Origin of the sequence: Chryseobacterium piperi, assembly GCF_002285635.2 — a bacterium.
GTDB classification, from domain to species: Bacteria; Bacteroidota; Bacteroidia; order Flavobacteriales; family Weeksellaceae; genus Chryseobacterium; species Chryseobacterium piperi.
Genome location: NZ_CP023049.2, coordinates 1,311,686 through 1,327,685 on the forward strand (window position 1 = coordinate 1,311,686; position 16,000 = coordinate 1,327,685).

Annotated in this window: 15 protein-coding genes; 8 read left to right on the forward strand and 7 right to left on the reverse strand. The window is 35.7% G+C overall.

Features of this window, described 5'->3' with window-relative positions; translation table 11 throughout:
* Position 1: 1 nt before the first annotated feature.
* From CJF12_RS05805 to CJF12_RS05820, 4 genes are read left to right on the forward strand one after another with little or no spacing between them, the layout of a single operon-like run.
* Positions 2-1,246: a DUF1015 domain-containing protein gene (locus CJF12_RS05805; RefSeq protein ID WP_034682975.1), complete on the forward strand. Its 1,245-nt coding sequence runs from the start codon at positions 2-4 to the stop codon at positions 1,244-1,246.
* A 56-nt stretch (positions 1,247-1,302) separates the two neighbouring features.
* Positions 1,303-2,709 (forward strand): M28 family peptidase, encoded by a 1,407-nt coding sequence (locus CJF12_RS05810; RefSeq protein WP_034682978.1) that lies wholly within the window; start codon positions 1,303-1,305, stop codon positions 2,707-2,709.
* A gap of 1 nt (position 2,710) precedes the next feature.
* Positions 2,711-4,069: a M20/M25/M40 family metallo-hydrolase gene (locus tag CJF12_RS05815; RefSeq protein WP_084675616.1), complete on the forward strand. Its 1,359-nt coding sequence runs from the start codon at positions 2,711-2,713 to the stop codon at positions 4,067-4,069.
* Position 4,070: 1 nt separating this feature from the next.
* Positions 4,071-5,429, forward strand: coding sequence for a M28 family peptidase (locus tag CJF12_RS05820; protein ID WP_034682981.1), 1,359 nt, complete (start codon positions 4,071-4,073; stop codon positions 5,427-5,429).
* Between the two features lie 127 nt (positions 5,430-5,556).
* On the opposite strand, the gene CJF12_RS05825 is transcribed toward CJF12_RS05820, so the two are convergent.
* The 6 genes from CJF12_RS05825 to CJF12_RS05850 form a co-directional block, all read right to left on the reverse strand.
* A complete protein-coding gene (locus CJF12_RS05825) occupies positions 5,557-6,894 on the reverse strand; it encodes an IS1182 family transposase (protein ID WP_095591034.1) in 1,338 nt (445 codons plus the stop codon).
* A gap of 290 nt (positions 6,895-7,184) precedes the next feature.
* Positions 7,185-8,348, reverse strand: coding sequence for a retropepsin-like aspartic protease (locus tag CJF12_RS05830; protein ID WP_034687471.1), 1,164 nt, complete (start codon positions 8,346-8,348; stop codon positions 7,185-7,187).
* Between the two features lie 217 nt (positions 8,349-8,565).
* Positions 8,566-9,153, reverse strand: a complete 588-nt coding sequence (locus CJF12_RS05835; protein WP_034687469.1) for a hypothetical protein — start codon at positions 9,151-9,153, stop codon at positions 8,566-8,568.
* Between the two features lie 79 nt (positions 9,154-9,232).
* Complete coding sequence (locus CJF12_RS05840; RefSeq protein ID WP_185097173.1) at positions 9,233-10,270, reverse strand: peptidylprolyl isomerase; 1,038 nt, start codon at positions 10,268-10,270, stop codon at positions 9,233-9,235.
* Positions 10,271-10,351: 81 nt separating this feature from the next.
* On the reverse strand, positions 10,352-10,861 hold the full coding sequence (locus CJF12_RS05845; RefSeq protein ID WP_034687463.1) for an FKBP-type peptidyl-prolyl cis-trans isomerase: 510 nt from the start codon (positions 10,859-10,861) through the stop codon (positions 10,352-10,354).
* Between the two features lie 90 nt (positions 10,862-10,951).
* The gene (locus CJF12_RS05850) at positions 10,952-12,025 is read right to left on the reverse strand and encodes a branched-chain amino acid aminotransferase (protein WP_034687460.1); all 1,074 of its coding nucleotides are present in this window, start codon (positions 12,023-12,025) and stop codon (positions 10,952-10,954) included.
* Between the two features lie 84 nt (positions 12,026-12,109).
* Here CJF12_RS05850 and mnmD point away from each other — a divergent pair, with 84 nt between their 5' ends.
* Positions 12,110-12,784, forward strand: coding sequence for a tRNA (5-methylaminomethyl-2-thiouridine)(34)-methyltransferase MnmD (gene mnmD / locus CJF12_RS05855; protein ID WP_034687483.1), 675 nt, complete (start codon positions 12,110-12,112; stop codon positions 12,782-12,784).
* Positions 12,785-12,962: 178 nt separating this feature from the next.
* Positions 12,963-13,379: an NUDIX domain-containing protein gene (locus tag CJF12_RS05860; protein WP_034687458.1), complete on the forward strand. Its 417-nt coding sequence runs from the start codon at positions 12,963-12,965 to the stop codon at positions 13,377-13,379.
* A 24-nt stretch (positions 13,380-13,403) separates the two neighbouring features.
* Here the strand turns inward: CJF12_RS05860 and CJF12_RS05865 are convergent, their stop codons facing one another.
* Positions 13,404-14,108, reverse strand: coding sequence for a DUF4294 domain-containing protein (locus tag CJF12_RS05865; RefSeq protein WP_034687456.1), 705 nt, complete (start codon positions 14,106-14,108; stop codon positions 13,404-13,406).
* A gap of 51 nt (positions 14,109-14,159) precedes the next feature.
* Here CJF12_RS05865 and chrP point away from each other — a divergent pair, with 51 nt between their 5' ends.
* Together chrP and rpe are read left to right on the forward strand one after the other, a co-directional pair.
* Entirely contained in the window at positions 14,160-15,236 is a 1,077-nt protein-coding gene (gene chrP, locus CJF12_RS05870) for a chryseobasin maturation metalloprotease ChrP (RefSeq protein ID WP_034687453.1), read from the forward strand.
* A gap of 94 nt (positions 15,237-15,330) precedes the next feature.
* A complete protein-coding gene (gene rpe, locus CJF12_RS05875) occupies positions 15,331-15,981 on the forward strand; it encodes a ribulose-phosphate 3-epimerase (RefSeq protein WP_034687451.1) in 651 nt (216 codons plus the stop codon).
* Positions 15,982-16,000 lie beyond the last annotated feature (19 nt).

The window sequence follows — 16,000 nt, forward strand, 5'->3', positions numbered from 1 at the left end:
TATGCCTGTTTTTAAACCATTTCGCGGAATACGACCTCATAAAGACTTTGAGCAGATTTTCCCAACTCATCCATTAGATAATTTCACACAAGAAGAGATTACTGAAAAAGCTCAGGTTGAAAATACTTACATCAATATGATTAAACCCTATGTTGTAAGTAAATCTAAAGATATTGACCGGAATCTAAGAAAAATCCGTTCTACTTTTGAAGAATTGATGGATGAGAAAAAACTTGTTCAGGACAGTTCGGCATACTATCTTTATGAGCAGATCTATCCCAATAAACAGGTTTTCAGAGGACTACTAGGCTTAACCAGCCTTGAAGACTTCTGGAATGGAAAAATAAAACGACACGAAAGTACGATTCCTCAGAAAAAAGAAAAACTGGCCCATTACCTAGAAAAAGTAAATCTACAGGCTGAACCGGTATTGCTTACCTACCCTGCCAACTCCAAAGTGGAACTACTGATGAACCACGAAGAGAAAAATGTTCCTATTTTCAATCATATAGATTCAAAAGGAATCAGACATAAAATCTGGAGAATAGATAACCGTCTTAAATTACAGCAGTTTAAAGAAGTTATCGAACAAATTGATGCATTCTACATCGCTGACGGACACCATCGAATTGGTTCTACAGCACTAAACGCCAAACATCATAAAGATAAAAATAAAAGACATAACGGAACCGAAGCCTATAATTTCGTTTACAGTTTTATTGTTTCCAATCAATCCATTAAAATTCACGATTACAACAGAATCGTAAGTGATATTAATGATTTATCGGTTGAAAATTTCTTACAGCAGCTAGATGAATATTTCCTAATCCATGAGAAAGAAGCAACTCCATACTACCCTTCTCAGAAGTTTCACATTTCAATGTATCTGGATGGTAAGTTCTATTCATTACACGTAAAACATGATCTTCGTTCCCAGGAGATGTCATTGGATAATCTGGATCACCACCTTTTAGATAAGTATATTTTTAAAAATATACTTAAAATTGAAGATCCTGACAGTTCTGATAAAATCTCTTATGTAAAAGGAACTTCTACCCTTGAAGGCATCAGTATTTTAAAAGAAAAGATAGACAATGGTGAAGGAAGAGTCGGATTTGGAATTTACCCTGTAAGTTTTAATGATATGATTAAAATTTCAGATCTTAAACTAAGTATGCCACCGAAATGTACATTTATAGAACCTAAATTGGTTACGGCACTGTTAATGTACGATATGAAACCTTAAATTATTCCTAATTTTTCCCTACTTTTATACACGGAAAAGAAAAGGTAATTAAAAAAATGAAAAAGATATTCATTATCATACTTCCACTCTTTTTGAGTGGATTTTTATTTTCTCAAAAAAAAATTCAAAAAAAGCCTCAGAAAAAATTAACCACAGCTAAATTCAACTATCAGGACGAGTTTAAAAAAATCTCTGATGAAGTATTGGCTAATGGTACAGCATACGAAAACCTCGAAGAATTAACGAAAGGCATAGGATCCAGGTTCAGTGCTACGTCAGGCTATGCAAAAGCAACAGAATGGGCCGAAAAAAAACTTAAAGAAGCCGGCGCAGAGAATATATGGAAGCAGGAAGTTAAAGTTCCAATCTGGATCAGAGGCAGAGAGTCTTTACAAATTAAAACCGGTAATGGAGAATGGAAGAACATCAGAATGTTATCCTTTGGAAATTCTCAGGGTACCGGAGGTAAAGACCTTACAGCTGACATTTTATTGGTAGCTGATATTCCTGAGCTCAACTCCCTGACCTCTTCACAGGTAAAAGATAAAATTATCTTTGTGAACGCTCCCATCGATCAGAAAATCATCAATACGGTAGATTCCTATCTGATCTCAGCAAAATCAAAACTATTATCTGCCTCCGTAATCGGAAAAAAAGGAGCAAAAGGTTTAATTGTAAGATCATTAACTACCGCTTCTGATGATATTCCGCATGCAAAAATGATTTATTATGAGCCGGATGATAAAGTGAAGATACCAGCAGTAACCATCGGTGCCAAATCTGCAAATGAGCTGGAAAAGCTTTTGAAAAAACAGACCGTAAAAGCAAAACTGAATATGGCTGCTGAATCAAAAGGAGAAACTGTTAATCATAATATCATTGGAGAAATTCCGGGTAATAAAGATTCCAAAGTTATTGTTCTCGGAGCACAGCTCGATTCCTGGGATTTTGCTGAAGGTGCTCATGATGATGGTTCCGGAGTGGCTCAGTGCCTTGAAGTATTGAGAACCATTAAAGCCTTAGACATCAATAACAACCATACCATAAGAGTCGTATTATATGCTAACAGTGAAAACGGAGGCCAGGGCAGAGAAACTTATGCTGCTTATGTCAAAAAGAAAGAGGAAAAACACATTTTTGCTCTTGGGACAGATTCTGGAGGATATTCCCCAAGAGGATTTTCTTTAGATATGGCTCCCCAAAGAAGAAGACTCATTTTCGAATGGAAAAACTATTTTCTGCCTTATGGAGTATATGATTTTGACCAAACATATGCCATACAGGATATTTCCCCTCTGAAAAAACTTGATATTCCTTTGGCCGAGCTGGTTGTGGATACCCAACGATATTTCGACTATCACCACTCTACTGAAGATACTTTCGATAAGGTTAATAAAAGAGAACTTTTACTGGGTGCAGTTGCTATGACACAAATGATTTTTATGATTGATAAAAATTGGTAATATGATAAAAATTGTAGGCATTTCATTAATGCTTCTTGGCATGACATTATCGGGTCAGACTCAAGATGACTCTATCCAGTTCAGTAAAATTTCTGCAGAGATACTGAATCATGGAAAAGGATATACAGAATTACATGACCTTACAAAAAACATAGGAAATCGTCTAAGCGGTTCTGAAGCTTACGAAAAGTCTGTACAATGGGCTGCTCAGAAACTCCGCGATGCAGGAGCCGATAAAGTCTGGCTTCAGGAAGTCATAATTCCCGTCTGGGAAAGAGGAAAAGAATCTTTAAGAATCAAAACCGATACTGGAAAAACAAAAAGCTTAAAAATGCTTTCGCTTGGGAATTCTGAAGGAACAGGAGGAAAAGACGTCAGCGGGGAAATCATCATGGTAAAATCATTGGAAGAATATGACCGGCTTCCGGCTGAAAAAATAAAAGATAAAATTATTTTTTTTAACCATCCTTTTGATCAAAGTCCTGTACAAACTTTTATTGCTTACAGGGATGCAGGTGCTTACAGGCGTACTGCCGCAGCACTGACAGCAAAAAAAGGAGGAAAATTTGCGATCATCCGGTCATTATCATCCGGCCAGGATGATGTCCCCCATACCGGAAATATGAAATATGAGGACAACCTTGAAAAAGTTCCCGCTATTTGTATAGGAAATACAACCGCTGATGAACTGGAACAACTTTTAAAAACTCAAAAAGTAATCGCAACACTCAATTCCAATTGTGGGATGAAAGGTGAGAAGCTTTCTCATTCCGTAATTGGAGAAATCACCGGCAAAAAAGATAAAGATGTAATTGTTGTAGGTGGTCACCTGGATTCCTGGGATGTGGGCGAAGGTGCCCATGATGATGGTGCAGGAATTGTCCAGAGTATTGAAGTGCTGAGAACCTTTAAGAAATTAGGTATCCAGAACAACCATACTATACGAGCCGTTTGTTTTGCTAATGAGGAGAATGGAACCAAAGGCGGAAAGCAATATGGAAAAACGGCTAAAGAAACCCATGAAAAACATATTTTTGCGATAGAGTCTGATGCGGGAGGTTTCTCTCCAAGAGGAATTTCATTGGAAATGGATGATGAGAAAAGAAAACAGATTCAAAGCTGGATAAAACTATTTCTTCCTTACGGAATATATAATTTTGAAGGCAAATACTCAGGGTCGGATATCGCTCCGCTTCATGAAATGGGGGTTCCTACTGCAGAGCTGGTTCCCGATCCGCAGCGCTATTTTGACATCCATCACACAGAAGAAGATACCTTCGAAAAAGTAAACCGCAGAGAATTACTTCTGGGTTCTGCTGTTATGACACAACTTATTTATATGATTGATAAAAACTGGTAATATGAAAAAGCTATTAGGAACTTCATTATTGCTTCTCAGCATGACTTTTTTTGGTCAGGCAAAAGAAGATTCAATACAGTTCAGTAAAATTTCTACGGAAATTCTTAACCATGGTAAAGGGTACACCGAATTACGGGAACTAACAAAAAGTATCGGACACCGACTAAGCGGTTCGGAAGCGTACGAAAAATCTGTTCAATGGGCCGCACAGAAACTACGTGATGCCGGAGCTGATAAAGTATGGCTTCAGGACGTTATGATCCCGGTCTGGGAACGAGGTAAGGAATCACTGCAGATTAAAACATCTAACGGAAAATGGATGAATCTGAAAATGCTCTCGTTAGGAAACTCTGAAGGCACTGGAGGAAAAGACATATCCGGAGAAATCATTATGGTGAAATCAATGGAAGAATATGAAAAACTTCCGGCTGAAAAAGTTAAAGACAAGATTGTATTTTTCAACTATCCTTTTAGTCAGACTTTTATTGAAACGTTCAGAGGATATGGTGATGCTGCTAAATACAGGGTTACTGCAGCCTCTTTAACTGCCAAAAAAGGAGGTAAGTTTGCGATCATTCGTTCATTATCTTCTGCCTTTGACGATGCCCCTCACACAGGAGCCATGCGCTACGAAGACAAGGTTAATAAAATACCGGCCGTGGCTGTAGGAAATACCACAGCTGATGAATTGGAAAACCTGCTTAAAACTCAAAAAGTTACGGCAAAACTGAATTCCAATTGTGGTATGAAAGGTGAAAAACTTTCCCATTCTGTTATTGGAGAGATTACCGGCAAAAAGGATAAAGACGTCATTGTTGTTGGCGGCCATCTGGACTCCTGGGATGTTGGAGAAGGCGCCCATGATGATGGAGCCGGAATTGTACAAAGCATTGAAGTACTGAGAACATTCAAAAAGCTGGGAATTCATAATAACCATACAATCAGAGTAGTCTGCTTTGCCAATGAAGAAAACGGGTTAAAAGGCGGTCTGCAATACGGAAAAACGGCTAAAGAAAAGAATGAAAAGCATCTGTTTGCCATAGAATCAGATGCGGGAGGTTTCTCTCCAAGAGGAATTTCATTGGAAATGGACAATGCAAAAAGAAATCAGATCAAAAGCTGGACAAGTCTGTTCACTCCTTATGGAGTATATAACTTTGATGGAAAATATTCCGGAGCGGATATTTCTCCCCTTCACGATTTAGGGGTTCCTACAGCAGAACTTGTTCCGGATTCTCAAAGGTATTTTGATATTCATCATACCGATGAGGATACCTTTGAAAAGGTAAACCGGAGAGAGCTTCTTCTCGGTGCCGTAGCCATGACCCAGATCATTTATATGATTGATAAGAACTGGTAAGATAATCTATGAGGCTGTCTCAAAAGGACAGTCTCTTTTTAGTATTTCATTGAAAAAAGATTTCGATATTTTGAATAAAAAAAATATCTTGGAAAAAAGAAGATATAAGTCAAAAAAGCAGTCTGTTTTAGGCTGCTTTTGACATTTTCTTTAGATTGTGGGCAATTGCGAGTATGCCGATTTCTACCTCGACTTTATTTTTTCCCCGAAGCATGAATCGTTTAAAATTTTTGTTGTGTTTGAGCTCTGCAAAAACAGGTTCAACATCATGGCATCTTTGTTTTCTGAGTTTGATGCCCTTGCTGGTATTAAGAAGTTTGAAAACCTTTTCTCTGATTTTTGCCAATTTAGGATTGTTTTGTGAAGTGGTTATTTGTCCCGATTTCTGATCTTTTCTGAAGTAATTATATTTAACATAAGCTTTTATTTTCTTAGATTTTAACAAGTTGTAATTTTCTTCTGAGCCATAACCAGCATCAGCAACAAGCTCTTTGGGAGCTTTATGATAGCTTTCTTCAAAACCCAGTAAATGAGTCGCTAATGTTTTGGTGTCTGTTGGGTTGGGATGAATTGAATAATGTAAAATGAATTGTCTATGGGTAGAAATTTGTAGATTGTAAGCGGGTTTTAGTTGTCCGTTTCGCATATGATCCTCCTTCATTCGCATAAAAGTAGCGTCTGTATCGGTTTTGGAATAGGAATTTCTATCTTCTAATAATTCTTGCTGTTTTTTATATTTCTCTAAATTATCTGCCCAGTTTTTCTTAGCATAATTCAGTTTCTGACGAACTTTTGAAGCTACTTTTTTATCTTTCAAAACTTCATTGATCTTTTCGATGGTTTGAGTTACTTTTTCAGAATCTACTTCTTTAAAATCAATACTTTCTGTATTTTCAAGCTCGTCTTTGGCAACTGTTTCTGCATAGTTCCAAAGCTCTTCTAATTGCTCTGCAATCCTTTCTTTGTGTTTTTTGACAGCTCTTCCCCAAACAAAAGTATAGCGATTGGCATTGGCTTCTATCTTGGTGCCATCTACAAAAGTGGTTTTCAGACTTACCAAACCTTCCTTTTCCAAAAGAAGAACAATTTGTGTGAAAATAGCTTTAATCTCACCTTTCAATCGTTCACTACGGAACCTGTTTAAGGTGTTATGATCGGGACGGCTCATTGCAGAGAGCCACATAAAATGGATGTTTTCTTTCAAGGCCTGCTCCATTTTGCGGCTTGAATAGATATTGCTTAAATAGCCATAAATCAAAACTTTCAAAAGCATTTTCGGGTGGTAGCAAGATGTTCCGCCAGGTTTGTAGGTTTTAATTAAGCTTTTGATATCCAAGCCATCAATAATGTTTGAAACAATTTTCACAGGATGTCGCTCATCAATCAACTCCGATAAATTGGGAGGAAAAAGCAGATTTTCTTTGGGGGTGTAATCTTTAAAGACTACTTTTGACGTACTTAACACAATGCAAATTAATCAATTTGCAACTATTAGGAAAGCGAAAGCTTTCCTTTTTGCATAAAAAAGGCTATCTCTTTTGAGACAGCCTCTTTTTATGGTATTTCATAAAAATAATAGGTTAATTAATAGTGTAAAATCTTAGTTGAGATTCTTCACTTCGCTCCTGAACTACATTCGCAGACTTATCGTCTGTGTTCTGAAACCGAAGGTTAGACGTAGTCAATGACAAAGATTTAGCTTATTTCCAGCACTGTCATTCCGATGAAAGAAGAATCTAAAATTATAATTCTAAATTATTTCAGGTATTCGTTTTTATCCAATCTGAAAGCCATTATATTTCCGGCTCGTTTTACTTTTACTTCAATCGTTTTATACTCCCTTTCTACCCTATTAACCATATAATGACAGGCTGATTTATTATTCAGGTGATCCAGATCTACATCATTAATGCTTATAATAGAATCTCCGATCTCAAGAGGAAGACTTCCTCCTTTAAACACAAATGCCACCATAGGTTTTGCATTAATAAACCGATACCCAAAACCAAATGATTCCAGTTTGGAAGGATCATTTGAAAGGCGCTTCATATAGATTTTTTTATTCTGCCAATCCATTACAAACTGATGATTTTTCAGAAAGGTATTACCTATCAGATTCGAACTTCCGGTCATAACAATTTCATCTGAAAAGCTTTTATTTCCCAAATTCAGTTCATTAATTCTAAAAATATACCCCGATATTGGCTTCCCTCCTCCGAATGCCCCAACAGAAGTAGATCCAAAGGTTTCTACAGCCTGCTTTACTTTCTCAGCATCATATTCACTCTCCAGAATATTAAGCCTTCCTGTAAAACCTGTATCGAAAGTAAATTTGATATTCTTATCCAAAATTTTAGCTTCTACAAAAGGGGTCTTCTGTACTTGAGGATCAAACGGAATAACCGTTTCGTAATCATCGATCTTAAAATTTGATAAATCTCTAGTAGCTTCCAGAGAGTTTGCTGAATAATTGACTCTCCAAAACAACTTTGCCATCTGATTGGCTCCAAGAATTCCATCAATATTAAAACAGCCCAACTCTGAACTGTTTAAGTCCATCACCACTACTCCAATATTTTTAAATACAATTCCATCTACAAGCATTTCCGGTAATTGTGTAAAAATATGTTCCTGTTTATTTTTTTGAGAATCTTTTACTTTACTTGTATATTTTTTCTTTAAATGAAGTTCGTTGTATACTGCATGAGAAATAACAGTAGGCGCGCCTGAGTCAAATAAAAAATTATATTGTGTTCCGTTGATCGTTACTTTTACAAATGGAAGCTCATTCACATAATTTAAATTAATCTTTTCGACAGAATTGACAAGTTCCGCTTCACCTGTTTCAAAGAAACGTCTTCCCTGTGCAGAAGCAATGATTAAGAATAATAAAAATACCAGGGATGAAATCTTCTTCATGAATTTATTTTGAGCTAAAATAGGAATTTTTAAGATGGAGTGAGAATAAATAACTTATCCCCAATCGTATTAACCAGTTATAAATCTATTACGTTAGCTTTCCAGTTTTGAAAACAATACTACATAATATGTCTTTAAATTCATTTTATTCGGTATACTCAATAAAAAGATCCACTTCTATCGAGGTGGATCTTTTATTTTTTAAAAACAATTTGTTTTATATTTTTTCGAGAATTGCAGCTGGAAGTACTTCTTTCAATTGAGACTGGTCTGCATTTTCTAACGGAATTATACTCCAGTCATTTCCGTCTTTTGAAATCATAACGGCCTTCATCGGGCTTTTAATGGCATAATAATCTCCATTCTTAACGTACATTACGTTTTCCCTTCCATAAGTATTAACCAATTGCTCTTTTACCATGCTTCTGGTTTCTTCATTACTATGAATGGTATTCCATGCAATTGAAAACTTCATCGTAAGCATATAGTCTGTTATTGAGAAGTATTCGTGATCAATTAATTCAGGAGTCGAAATCTTATTGATTTTATAATTCTGAATGTTCAATACCAGACTTGGATTATTATAAACCAAATTTAACACGGTAAACATTTGTTGTCTTGAAACCTTATTAACGTATTTTGGATAAATCAGACCAACTGCCTGATCCACTTTCTTAGCTTTAAGGGTTTCTATAAAAGTAGCCAGTGATGTATTGATCGTGGCTTCATAATTGGCTGGTTTCGTCTGACCATAACAGAATAGTGAAAAAAACGAAATAATTAATACAGTAAAGTGTGTTTTCATTCTTAATAATTTAACTATCATATCTGATAAAAACAAAAAGCCGACTTAAAAGACGGCTTTTTGTAATATCTGAATTGAATTATTTAACTTTTACAAGCTCAACATCGAAGATTAGCCAGGCATTTGGTGGAATAACCCCTCCTGCACCTCTTTCTCCATAACCCATTGATGACGGGATTAATAAAGTTGCTGTTTCACCTTCTTTTAGTAACAGGATTCCTTCATCCCATCCTTTGATCACTCTACCCATTCCGATAGGAATATCGATAGGCTCATTTCTTTTGAAAGAAGAATCGAATTCGGTTCCGTCTACTAATTTCCCTGCATAATGTACAGATACGTTATCTCCTGCTTTTGGAGCTTTACCATCTGTAGTTTTAGTGATTTTATAATATAAACCAGACTCAGTTTTCTGCATTCCGGCTTTTAAGTTTTCAACTAACTTTTCCTGGTTAGCTTTAAACTCTTCTTCTTTTTTCTTTTTCTCAGCTTCTTCCTTAGCTAAATAAGCCTTGTTATTCTCCTGGATTTTAGCTTTTCCTTCCGTAAAAGTTTTTGCTGCATCATAGTTTTTGTACTCATCTCCTTTACTGAAAACGCTTACTTTTTCAAGAACTACGTCAGTTTTAGGCTTATCCTGAGCTCCTTTTTCAACATTAGCGATAGCATCTATCACATCATCTCCTTTTACTACTTTTCCAAAGATTGTATGTCTTCCATCTAACCATGGAGTTGCTATTTCAGTAATGAAAAACTGAGAACCATTGGTGTTAGGTCCTGAATTTGCCATTGACAAAATACCTTTTCCTGTATGCTGAAGATCATTTTTCTCATCTTCGAATTTATATCCAGGATCTCCCATTCCAGTCCCCTGAGGATCTCCCCCTTGAATCATGAAATCTTTGATCACTCTGTGGAAAATAGTTCCATCATAAAAAGGAACACCCTTAGCTTTAGATTTGTTATCAATTTTCCCTTCTGCAAGACCAACAAAGTTAGCTACAGTAACAGGCGATTTTTTATCTTCAAATTTAACAATCATGTTCCCCTTAGAGGTTTGAAGATTAGCATAAAGTCCGTCTTTAAGACCTTCGTAAGTTTCTTTGTCTACGTTCATTTTTTTATAAATTGGTGTACAACTCATTAGCGAAATACTTGCCGCTGCCAGAATTATATTCTTGTTAAACAATTTCATTATTTATAGCGCTTTTAATTTTATGATTAAAGGAATGTCGTTCTCTATTTTTTTCTCGTCTCCATAAGTGCCGTATGCAAGAGAAGATGGAACCAAAATCGTAACTTCCTCACCATTATGTATAAAACGCAAAGCATTTTCTACCGCTTTTAATTCATCAAAGTGACCAAATTTGGCATCTCTTCTTTCAATAGGCTGATCATAAATCTTGGTCTGATCAAAGTCGTAAAGGTCATAAGAGTATGAAATCAGGGAGTTATCCGGTCTTCTTTCTCTTTTGTCAAAACCCTCAGTATTCACCCAATAATTAAGCTGTGTCGGATAAAATTTTACGGGTTGTCCGTTGATCCACTCCTGAATATGCATTCTTTCCGACGCATTAAGATTTTTCATTCTCGTTTTCGAGATATCCAGATCTTTTTGGTCTAAAACACCTCCTAAAGGGGGATGAGCCGGTGTATTCCTGTTACAGCTTAACAAGCCTAATACTGATATGAAGAGTATTTTTTTCATAAACTTTTGCGAAAATAAGCATTTCACAGGATATAAAAAATAAAAAAAGCCAAGAATATCCTGGCTTTTATATAAATTATATAGTAGAAATTAAACTGTTTCCAATACGTTTTTCTCTATCAATACTCTCCATCCGAAAGAATCATCTGAAAGATTAGTCTGTAAATTAACTAAATCACTTTTAAGAAGTGCGGCATAGCTTTCTTCGTCAGACAGTTTAGGCAATACCAGTTTTTCACCGTTAAATCCTAATGCCTGGAAAACAGTAGTAACTACCGCTGTTCCTACTCCCCAAACTTCTTTTAATGTTCCGTTTTTCTGAGCCTCTACCACTGTTTTAACTGCGATAGGTTCTACTTTTACTTCAATTCCTCTTTTCTTAGCCAATTGAATAAAGCTATCTCTTGTTACCCCGTCTAGAATCTTTTCAGAAGTCGGAGGTGTATAAATGGTATCATTAATTCTAACGAAAACGTTCATTGTCCCACTTTCCTCGAAATATTCATGAGTAGCATCATCAGTCCAGATAATCTGCTCATATCCTTCTTCCATTGCCAATTGTGTAGGATAAAAAGATGCAGCATAATTTCCTGCAGCTTTAGCTGAACCTACCCCACCGTTAGCCGCTCTTGAATAATGATCAGAAATCTTTACAGATACCGGCTCTGTATAATAGCTTTTTGCCGGAGTTGCTACAATAGCAAACATATACTTTTCAGAAACTCTTGCTTTTAATGCTTCTTCAGTAGCAAAAATCAAAGGTCTGATATATAATGAATTTCCTTCTCCTTGAGGAATCCAGTCTCTGTCGATATCTACCAACGCCTTTAGACCATCTAAAAACATTTCTTCCGTTACCTCAGGCATAGCAAGACGCTTAGCCGATTTATTGATACGTTCAAAATTCTTTTCAGGCCTGAAAAGGAAAACTTGACCATCCTTGTCTTTATAAGCTTTCATTCCCTCGAAACAAGCCTGTCCGTAGTTTACACCCATCATTGCTGGCGTAAATGCCAAAGGACCGTAAGGTACCAATTTTACTTCCCCCCATTTCCCGTTCTCATACTCACATATCACCATATGATCTATGAAAGTATTTCCGAATGAGAAATTGTTTGGGTCGAATGTAGAAATTCTGGAGTTTTCAGTTTTTTGAATTATCATTTCTAAAATTTTTTATGATGTTCTACAAATTTAACATAATTTTCTAAATATAAAAATTTTAGACTAAATTTGACAAAAAAAAGCTTGAAAAGAGAAATTAAGACCACCAACGACGGCAGTAAAACATTGTTTATCAATGAATTAAACGAAAACTACCACTCTCACCACGGAGCCTTACAGGAAGCAGAACATGTGTTTATCAAAAATGGACTAATTTTGATAAATGATTATGAAATTAATATTTTAGAACTCGGATTTGGGACAGGTTTGAATGTTTTAGTTACAATTAATGAATATTTAAAAACTGACAAAAATCATGTTATTAATTATTTTTCACTGGAAAAATATCCCATAAATGAATCAGAAATTAACGATTTAGCCTACTATGAACTTTTTAGTAACCCAGAATTCAAAGAAATTTATCAAAAAATTCATAAAGCAGATTGGGGAAAACCCACCGAAATAGTTAAAAGATTTAATCTAAAAAAGATAGAATGCGATTTTTTTCAATTAAAAAACATTGATTTACCTAAAATTAATCTAGTTTACTATGATTGCTTCGGTGCAAGGGTTCAGCCGGACCTGTGGGAAAAACCTCTGTTTGAGATGGTTTCTGAGAAAATGAATGTTAACGGATTATTAACAACTTATTCTTCTAAAGGAAGCGTAAGGAGAATTCTTCAGGAATTGAATTTCAAAGTAGAAAAGAAGCAGGGACCTCCGGGAAAAAGAGAAATGTTGAATGCCATAAAGATGTAATACAGATTATAGGGATTAGGTTGCAGGACCAACAATGAGTAATGGGCAATGATAATGAGTAATAGGTAATAGTTAATAGGCAATTACCAATGATTTACTGTCTCTAGCTTCTAACTTCCAGCCTCCAGCTTCCAACTTCTCACAAAATTCCTTAATTTAGCTATACAAAATATTATATATGATAGACAAGATGAACATCAGGGTGTATGCCTGTGCTGTAAAAGATAAAAAAGTTCTAACATTATTTGAAGAATACGCAGGAGATCATTTAATGAAATTTCCGGGAGGAGGATTAGAATATGGAGAAGGTTTACTGGAATGTTTACATAGGGAATTTGATGAAGAGCTTAATGTAAAAGTAGATGTAGTAGAACATCTGTATACTCAGGAGAATTTTTTGGTTTCACGCTTTAGAGAAAATGAGCAGTTGCTTACCATATATTATACAGTCAATATTATCAACGAAGAAGATTTTCTGATCCTTGATCCCTGCATTGAAAAAACGGAATGGATTCCTATTGATCAACCAGGCAATCCCTTTCCTTTACCCGTAGATCAGATTGTATTTGAAAAACTAAAAGAAAAATACCTGTAACATTGTTACAGGTATTTTTTATTATTATTTTTTTACTTTAAAATCATGTGCCCCCGGATAAGGTTGTAGATATCCTGAATTCCAATTAGATTGTAACAATGATTCTATAAATTCGTCAGTTCTGTTTTTATAAGGATCATATTGATCTTTGAGATCTATATTAGCCATTTTTCCTTTTACGTTCCACCAGAAAGCGCTCCAGCCTCCTCTTAATTCCTTGATGATTTCATACACATTCTTTCCTGTTGCTCTGTTCATCAATTTGGCAAAGACCTGCCCTTCTGTAGTTGTAAGATCCCGCAATTGCTTTTCATATTGGTCCGCCAATATATTCTGCCGTTCTCTCACATATTTTCTTTTAGCCTTACTATCGAGATTTGTCATTTCTGACTGAATATCTCTGTATTGTTGTAAGGCAGCTACAAATAAAGGATATACCCTGTACAATTTCTTATTAAGGAAATAGTAATAATTTCTGTCCAGTTGGTTATTGAATTTGGGTTTATTGAGCAATATCAGCTCATCCATCACAACGACAGTCTCTCCATTAATCTCATAGAATTTGGCTTTCTGCCGTTCATCATAGTAATATTTATTTCCAAATTCATCTACTTTTAGCTCCTCTGGAGGGTACTGGCTCAAAGGTTTAGCAATGATAGAATCTGTTTGTCCAAAAATACTGATCCCAAAAAAGAAAAGAAAAAGACAAAAAATCTTACTAAAATTCATTATTTTTACGCGTATTAGAACAAAAATTAAACGCAAAAATCATTCCTTTTTATGAAATTTGAAAAGAAATCTTTAAAATTTTTAGAAAAATACTTAAATACGTCATCTCCTACCGGATATGAGCATAAAGGACAGGAAGTCTGGATGGATTATATCAGACCTTATGTAGACAAAATTGAAGTAGATCATTATGGAACCTGTTATGGAATCATCAATCCCGATGCAGAGTTCAAAGTGGTTATCGAAGCACATGCTGATGAAATTTCATGGTATGTCAATTACATTACAGATGACGGGCTTATTTACGTCATCAGAAATGGAGGCTCTGACCAGACTATTGCCCCTTCGAAAGTAGTTCACATCCATGGAGAAAACGGAATTGTAAAAGGGGTTTTCGGATGGCCGGCAATTCATACAAGAAGTAGTAACCAAAATGAGCCTATTCCAAAAATTGAAAATATATTCATTGATTGTGGAGCAACAACTAAGAAAGAGGTTGAAGAGATGGGAATTTATGTCGGATGTATGATCACCTACCCTGACGAATTCTTTGAAATGAACGATCGCTATTTCGTTTGCAGAGCACTTGACAACAGAATCGGAGGATTTATGATCGCTGAAGTAGCAAGACTTTTAAAAGAGAATAAAAAGACAATCCCTTTTGGTTTGTATATTACCAATTCCGTTCAGGAAGAGGTAGGTTTATATGGTGCAGACATGATTGCGGATACCATCAAGCCCAATATCGCCATTGTAACAGATGTTACTCATGACACTACCACCCCAATGATCGAAAAGAAAAAAGAAGGAGATCAAAAATGTGGGGACGGACCGGTTATTTTCTTTGCACCAAGTGTTCACCATACTATCAGAGAGCTCATTATAGATACAGCAAAATCTAAAAAAATCCCTTTCCAGAGAGCCGCAGCCAGCAGAGCAACGGGAACCGATACGGATGCCTTTGCACATTCTAATGGCGGGGTTCCAAGTGCCTTAATTTCATTACCTTTGCGATACATGCACACAACGGTTGAAATGGTTTCAAAAGAAGATGTAGGAAATGTAATTTCATTGATCTATGAAACTGTTTTGAAAATAAAACCGGAAATGAAATTGAAATATCATTAATAGACATAAGATTCAAGAATCGAGAAACAAGATTTTGCAATCAAAAATATCTTGAATCTCGGCTCTTGAATCTAAATATAATATAAAAGTAAAAATGAAAACGAAGCTTATTGCTCCTTCCCTTTTATCCGCAGACTTTGGGAATCTGCAAAGAGATATTGAAATGTTGAACAATTCTCAGGCCGACTGGTTGCATGTAGATGTCATGGACGGAAGGTTTGTTCCTAACATCTCATTTGGTTTTCCTGTGATGAAAACTGTTCAGCAGCATGCTAAAAAGTTCGTAGACGTTCATTTAATGATCGTGGAGCCGGAAAAGTATGTTGAAGAATTTATTAATCACGGTGCAGATTTGGTTTCCGTTCATTATGAAGCTTGCACTCACTTGCACAGAACCATCCATCATATCCAGAGCCTTGGAGCAAAAGCAGGAGTTGTTCTTAATCCTTCTACTCCGGTATTAATGCTTGAAGATATTATTACTGATGTAGATCTGGTATTATTAATGAGTGTAAACCCAGGATTCGGAGGACAGAAATTTATTGAGAATACTTATAAAAAGATCGCTGAAACTAAAGATTTAATTTTAAGTAATAATTCTACTGCGCTTATTGAAGTGGATGGTGGCGTTAATCTCGATAATGCTTCTAAATTATTTGAAGCAGGAGCTGATGTTCTGGTAGCAGGAAATGCTGTTTTCTCTTCTGAAAGCCCTGAAAGAACCATTGAACTTTTAAAAATTTAAATAATTAAATATTTAATAT

What these genes read in the sequence shown, in the direction of transcription:
- CJF12_RS05815 (WP_084675616.1), top strand. Translation starts at nt 2,711, where the DNA reads ATGATAAAAATTGTAGGCATTTCATTAATGCTTCTTGGCATGACATTA.
- CJF12_RS05840 (WP_185097173.1), bottom strand. Translation starts at nt 10,270, where the DNA reads ATGAACGTAGACAAAGAAACTTACGAAGGTCTTAAAGACGGACTTTAT.
- CJF12_RS05850 (WP_034687460.1), bottom strand. Translation starts at nt 12,025, where the DNA reads ATGATAATTCAAAAAACTGAAAACTCCAGAATTTCTACATTCGACCCA.
- CJF12_RS05810 (WP_034682978.1), top strand. Translation starts at nt 1,303, where the DNA reads ATGAAAAAGATATTCATTATCATACTTCCACTCTTTTTGAGTGGATTT.
- CJF12_RS05865 (WP_034687456.1), bottom strand. Translation starts at nt 14,108, where the DNA reads ATGAATTTTAGTAAGATTTTTTGTCTTTTTCTTTTCTTTTTTGGGATC.
- CJF12_RS05860 (WP_034687458.1), top strand. Translation starts at nt 12,963, where the DNA reads ATGATAGACAAGATGAACATCAGGGTGTATGCCTGTGCTGTAAAAGAT.
- rpe (WP_034687451.1), top strand. Translation starts at nt 15,331, where the DNA reads ATGAAAACGAAGCTTATTGCTCCTTCCCTTTTATCCGCAGACTTTGGG.
- CJF12_RS05845 (WP_034687463.1), bottom strand. Translation starts at nt 10,861, where the DNA reads ATGAAAAAAATACTCTTCATATCAGTATTAGGCTTGTTAAGCTGTAAC.
- chrP (WP_034687453.1), top strand. Translation starts at nt 14,160, where the DNA reads ATGAAATTTGAAAAGAAATCTTTAAAATTTTTAGAAAAATACTTAAAT.
- CJF12_RS05805 (WP_034682975.1), top strand. Translation starts at nt 2, where the DNA reads ATGCCTGTTTTTAAACCATTTCGCGGAATACGACCTCATAAAGACTTT.
- CJF12_RS05835 (WP_034687469.1), bottom strand. Translation starts at nt 9,153, where the DNA reads ATGAAAACACACTTTACTGTATTAATTATTTCGTTTTTTTCACTATTC.
- CJF12_RS05830 (WP_034687471.1), bottom strand. Translation starts at nt 8,348, where the DNA reads ATGAAGAAGATTTCATCCCTGGTATTTTTATTATTCTTAATCATTGCT.
- CJF12_RS05820 (WP_034682981.1), top strand. Translation starts at nt 4,071, where the DNA reads ATGAAAAAGCTATTAGGAACTTCATTATTGCTTCTCAGCATGACTTTT.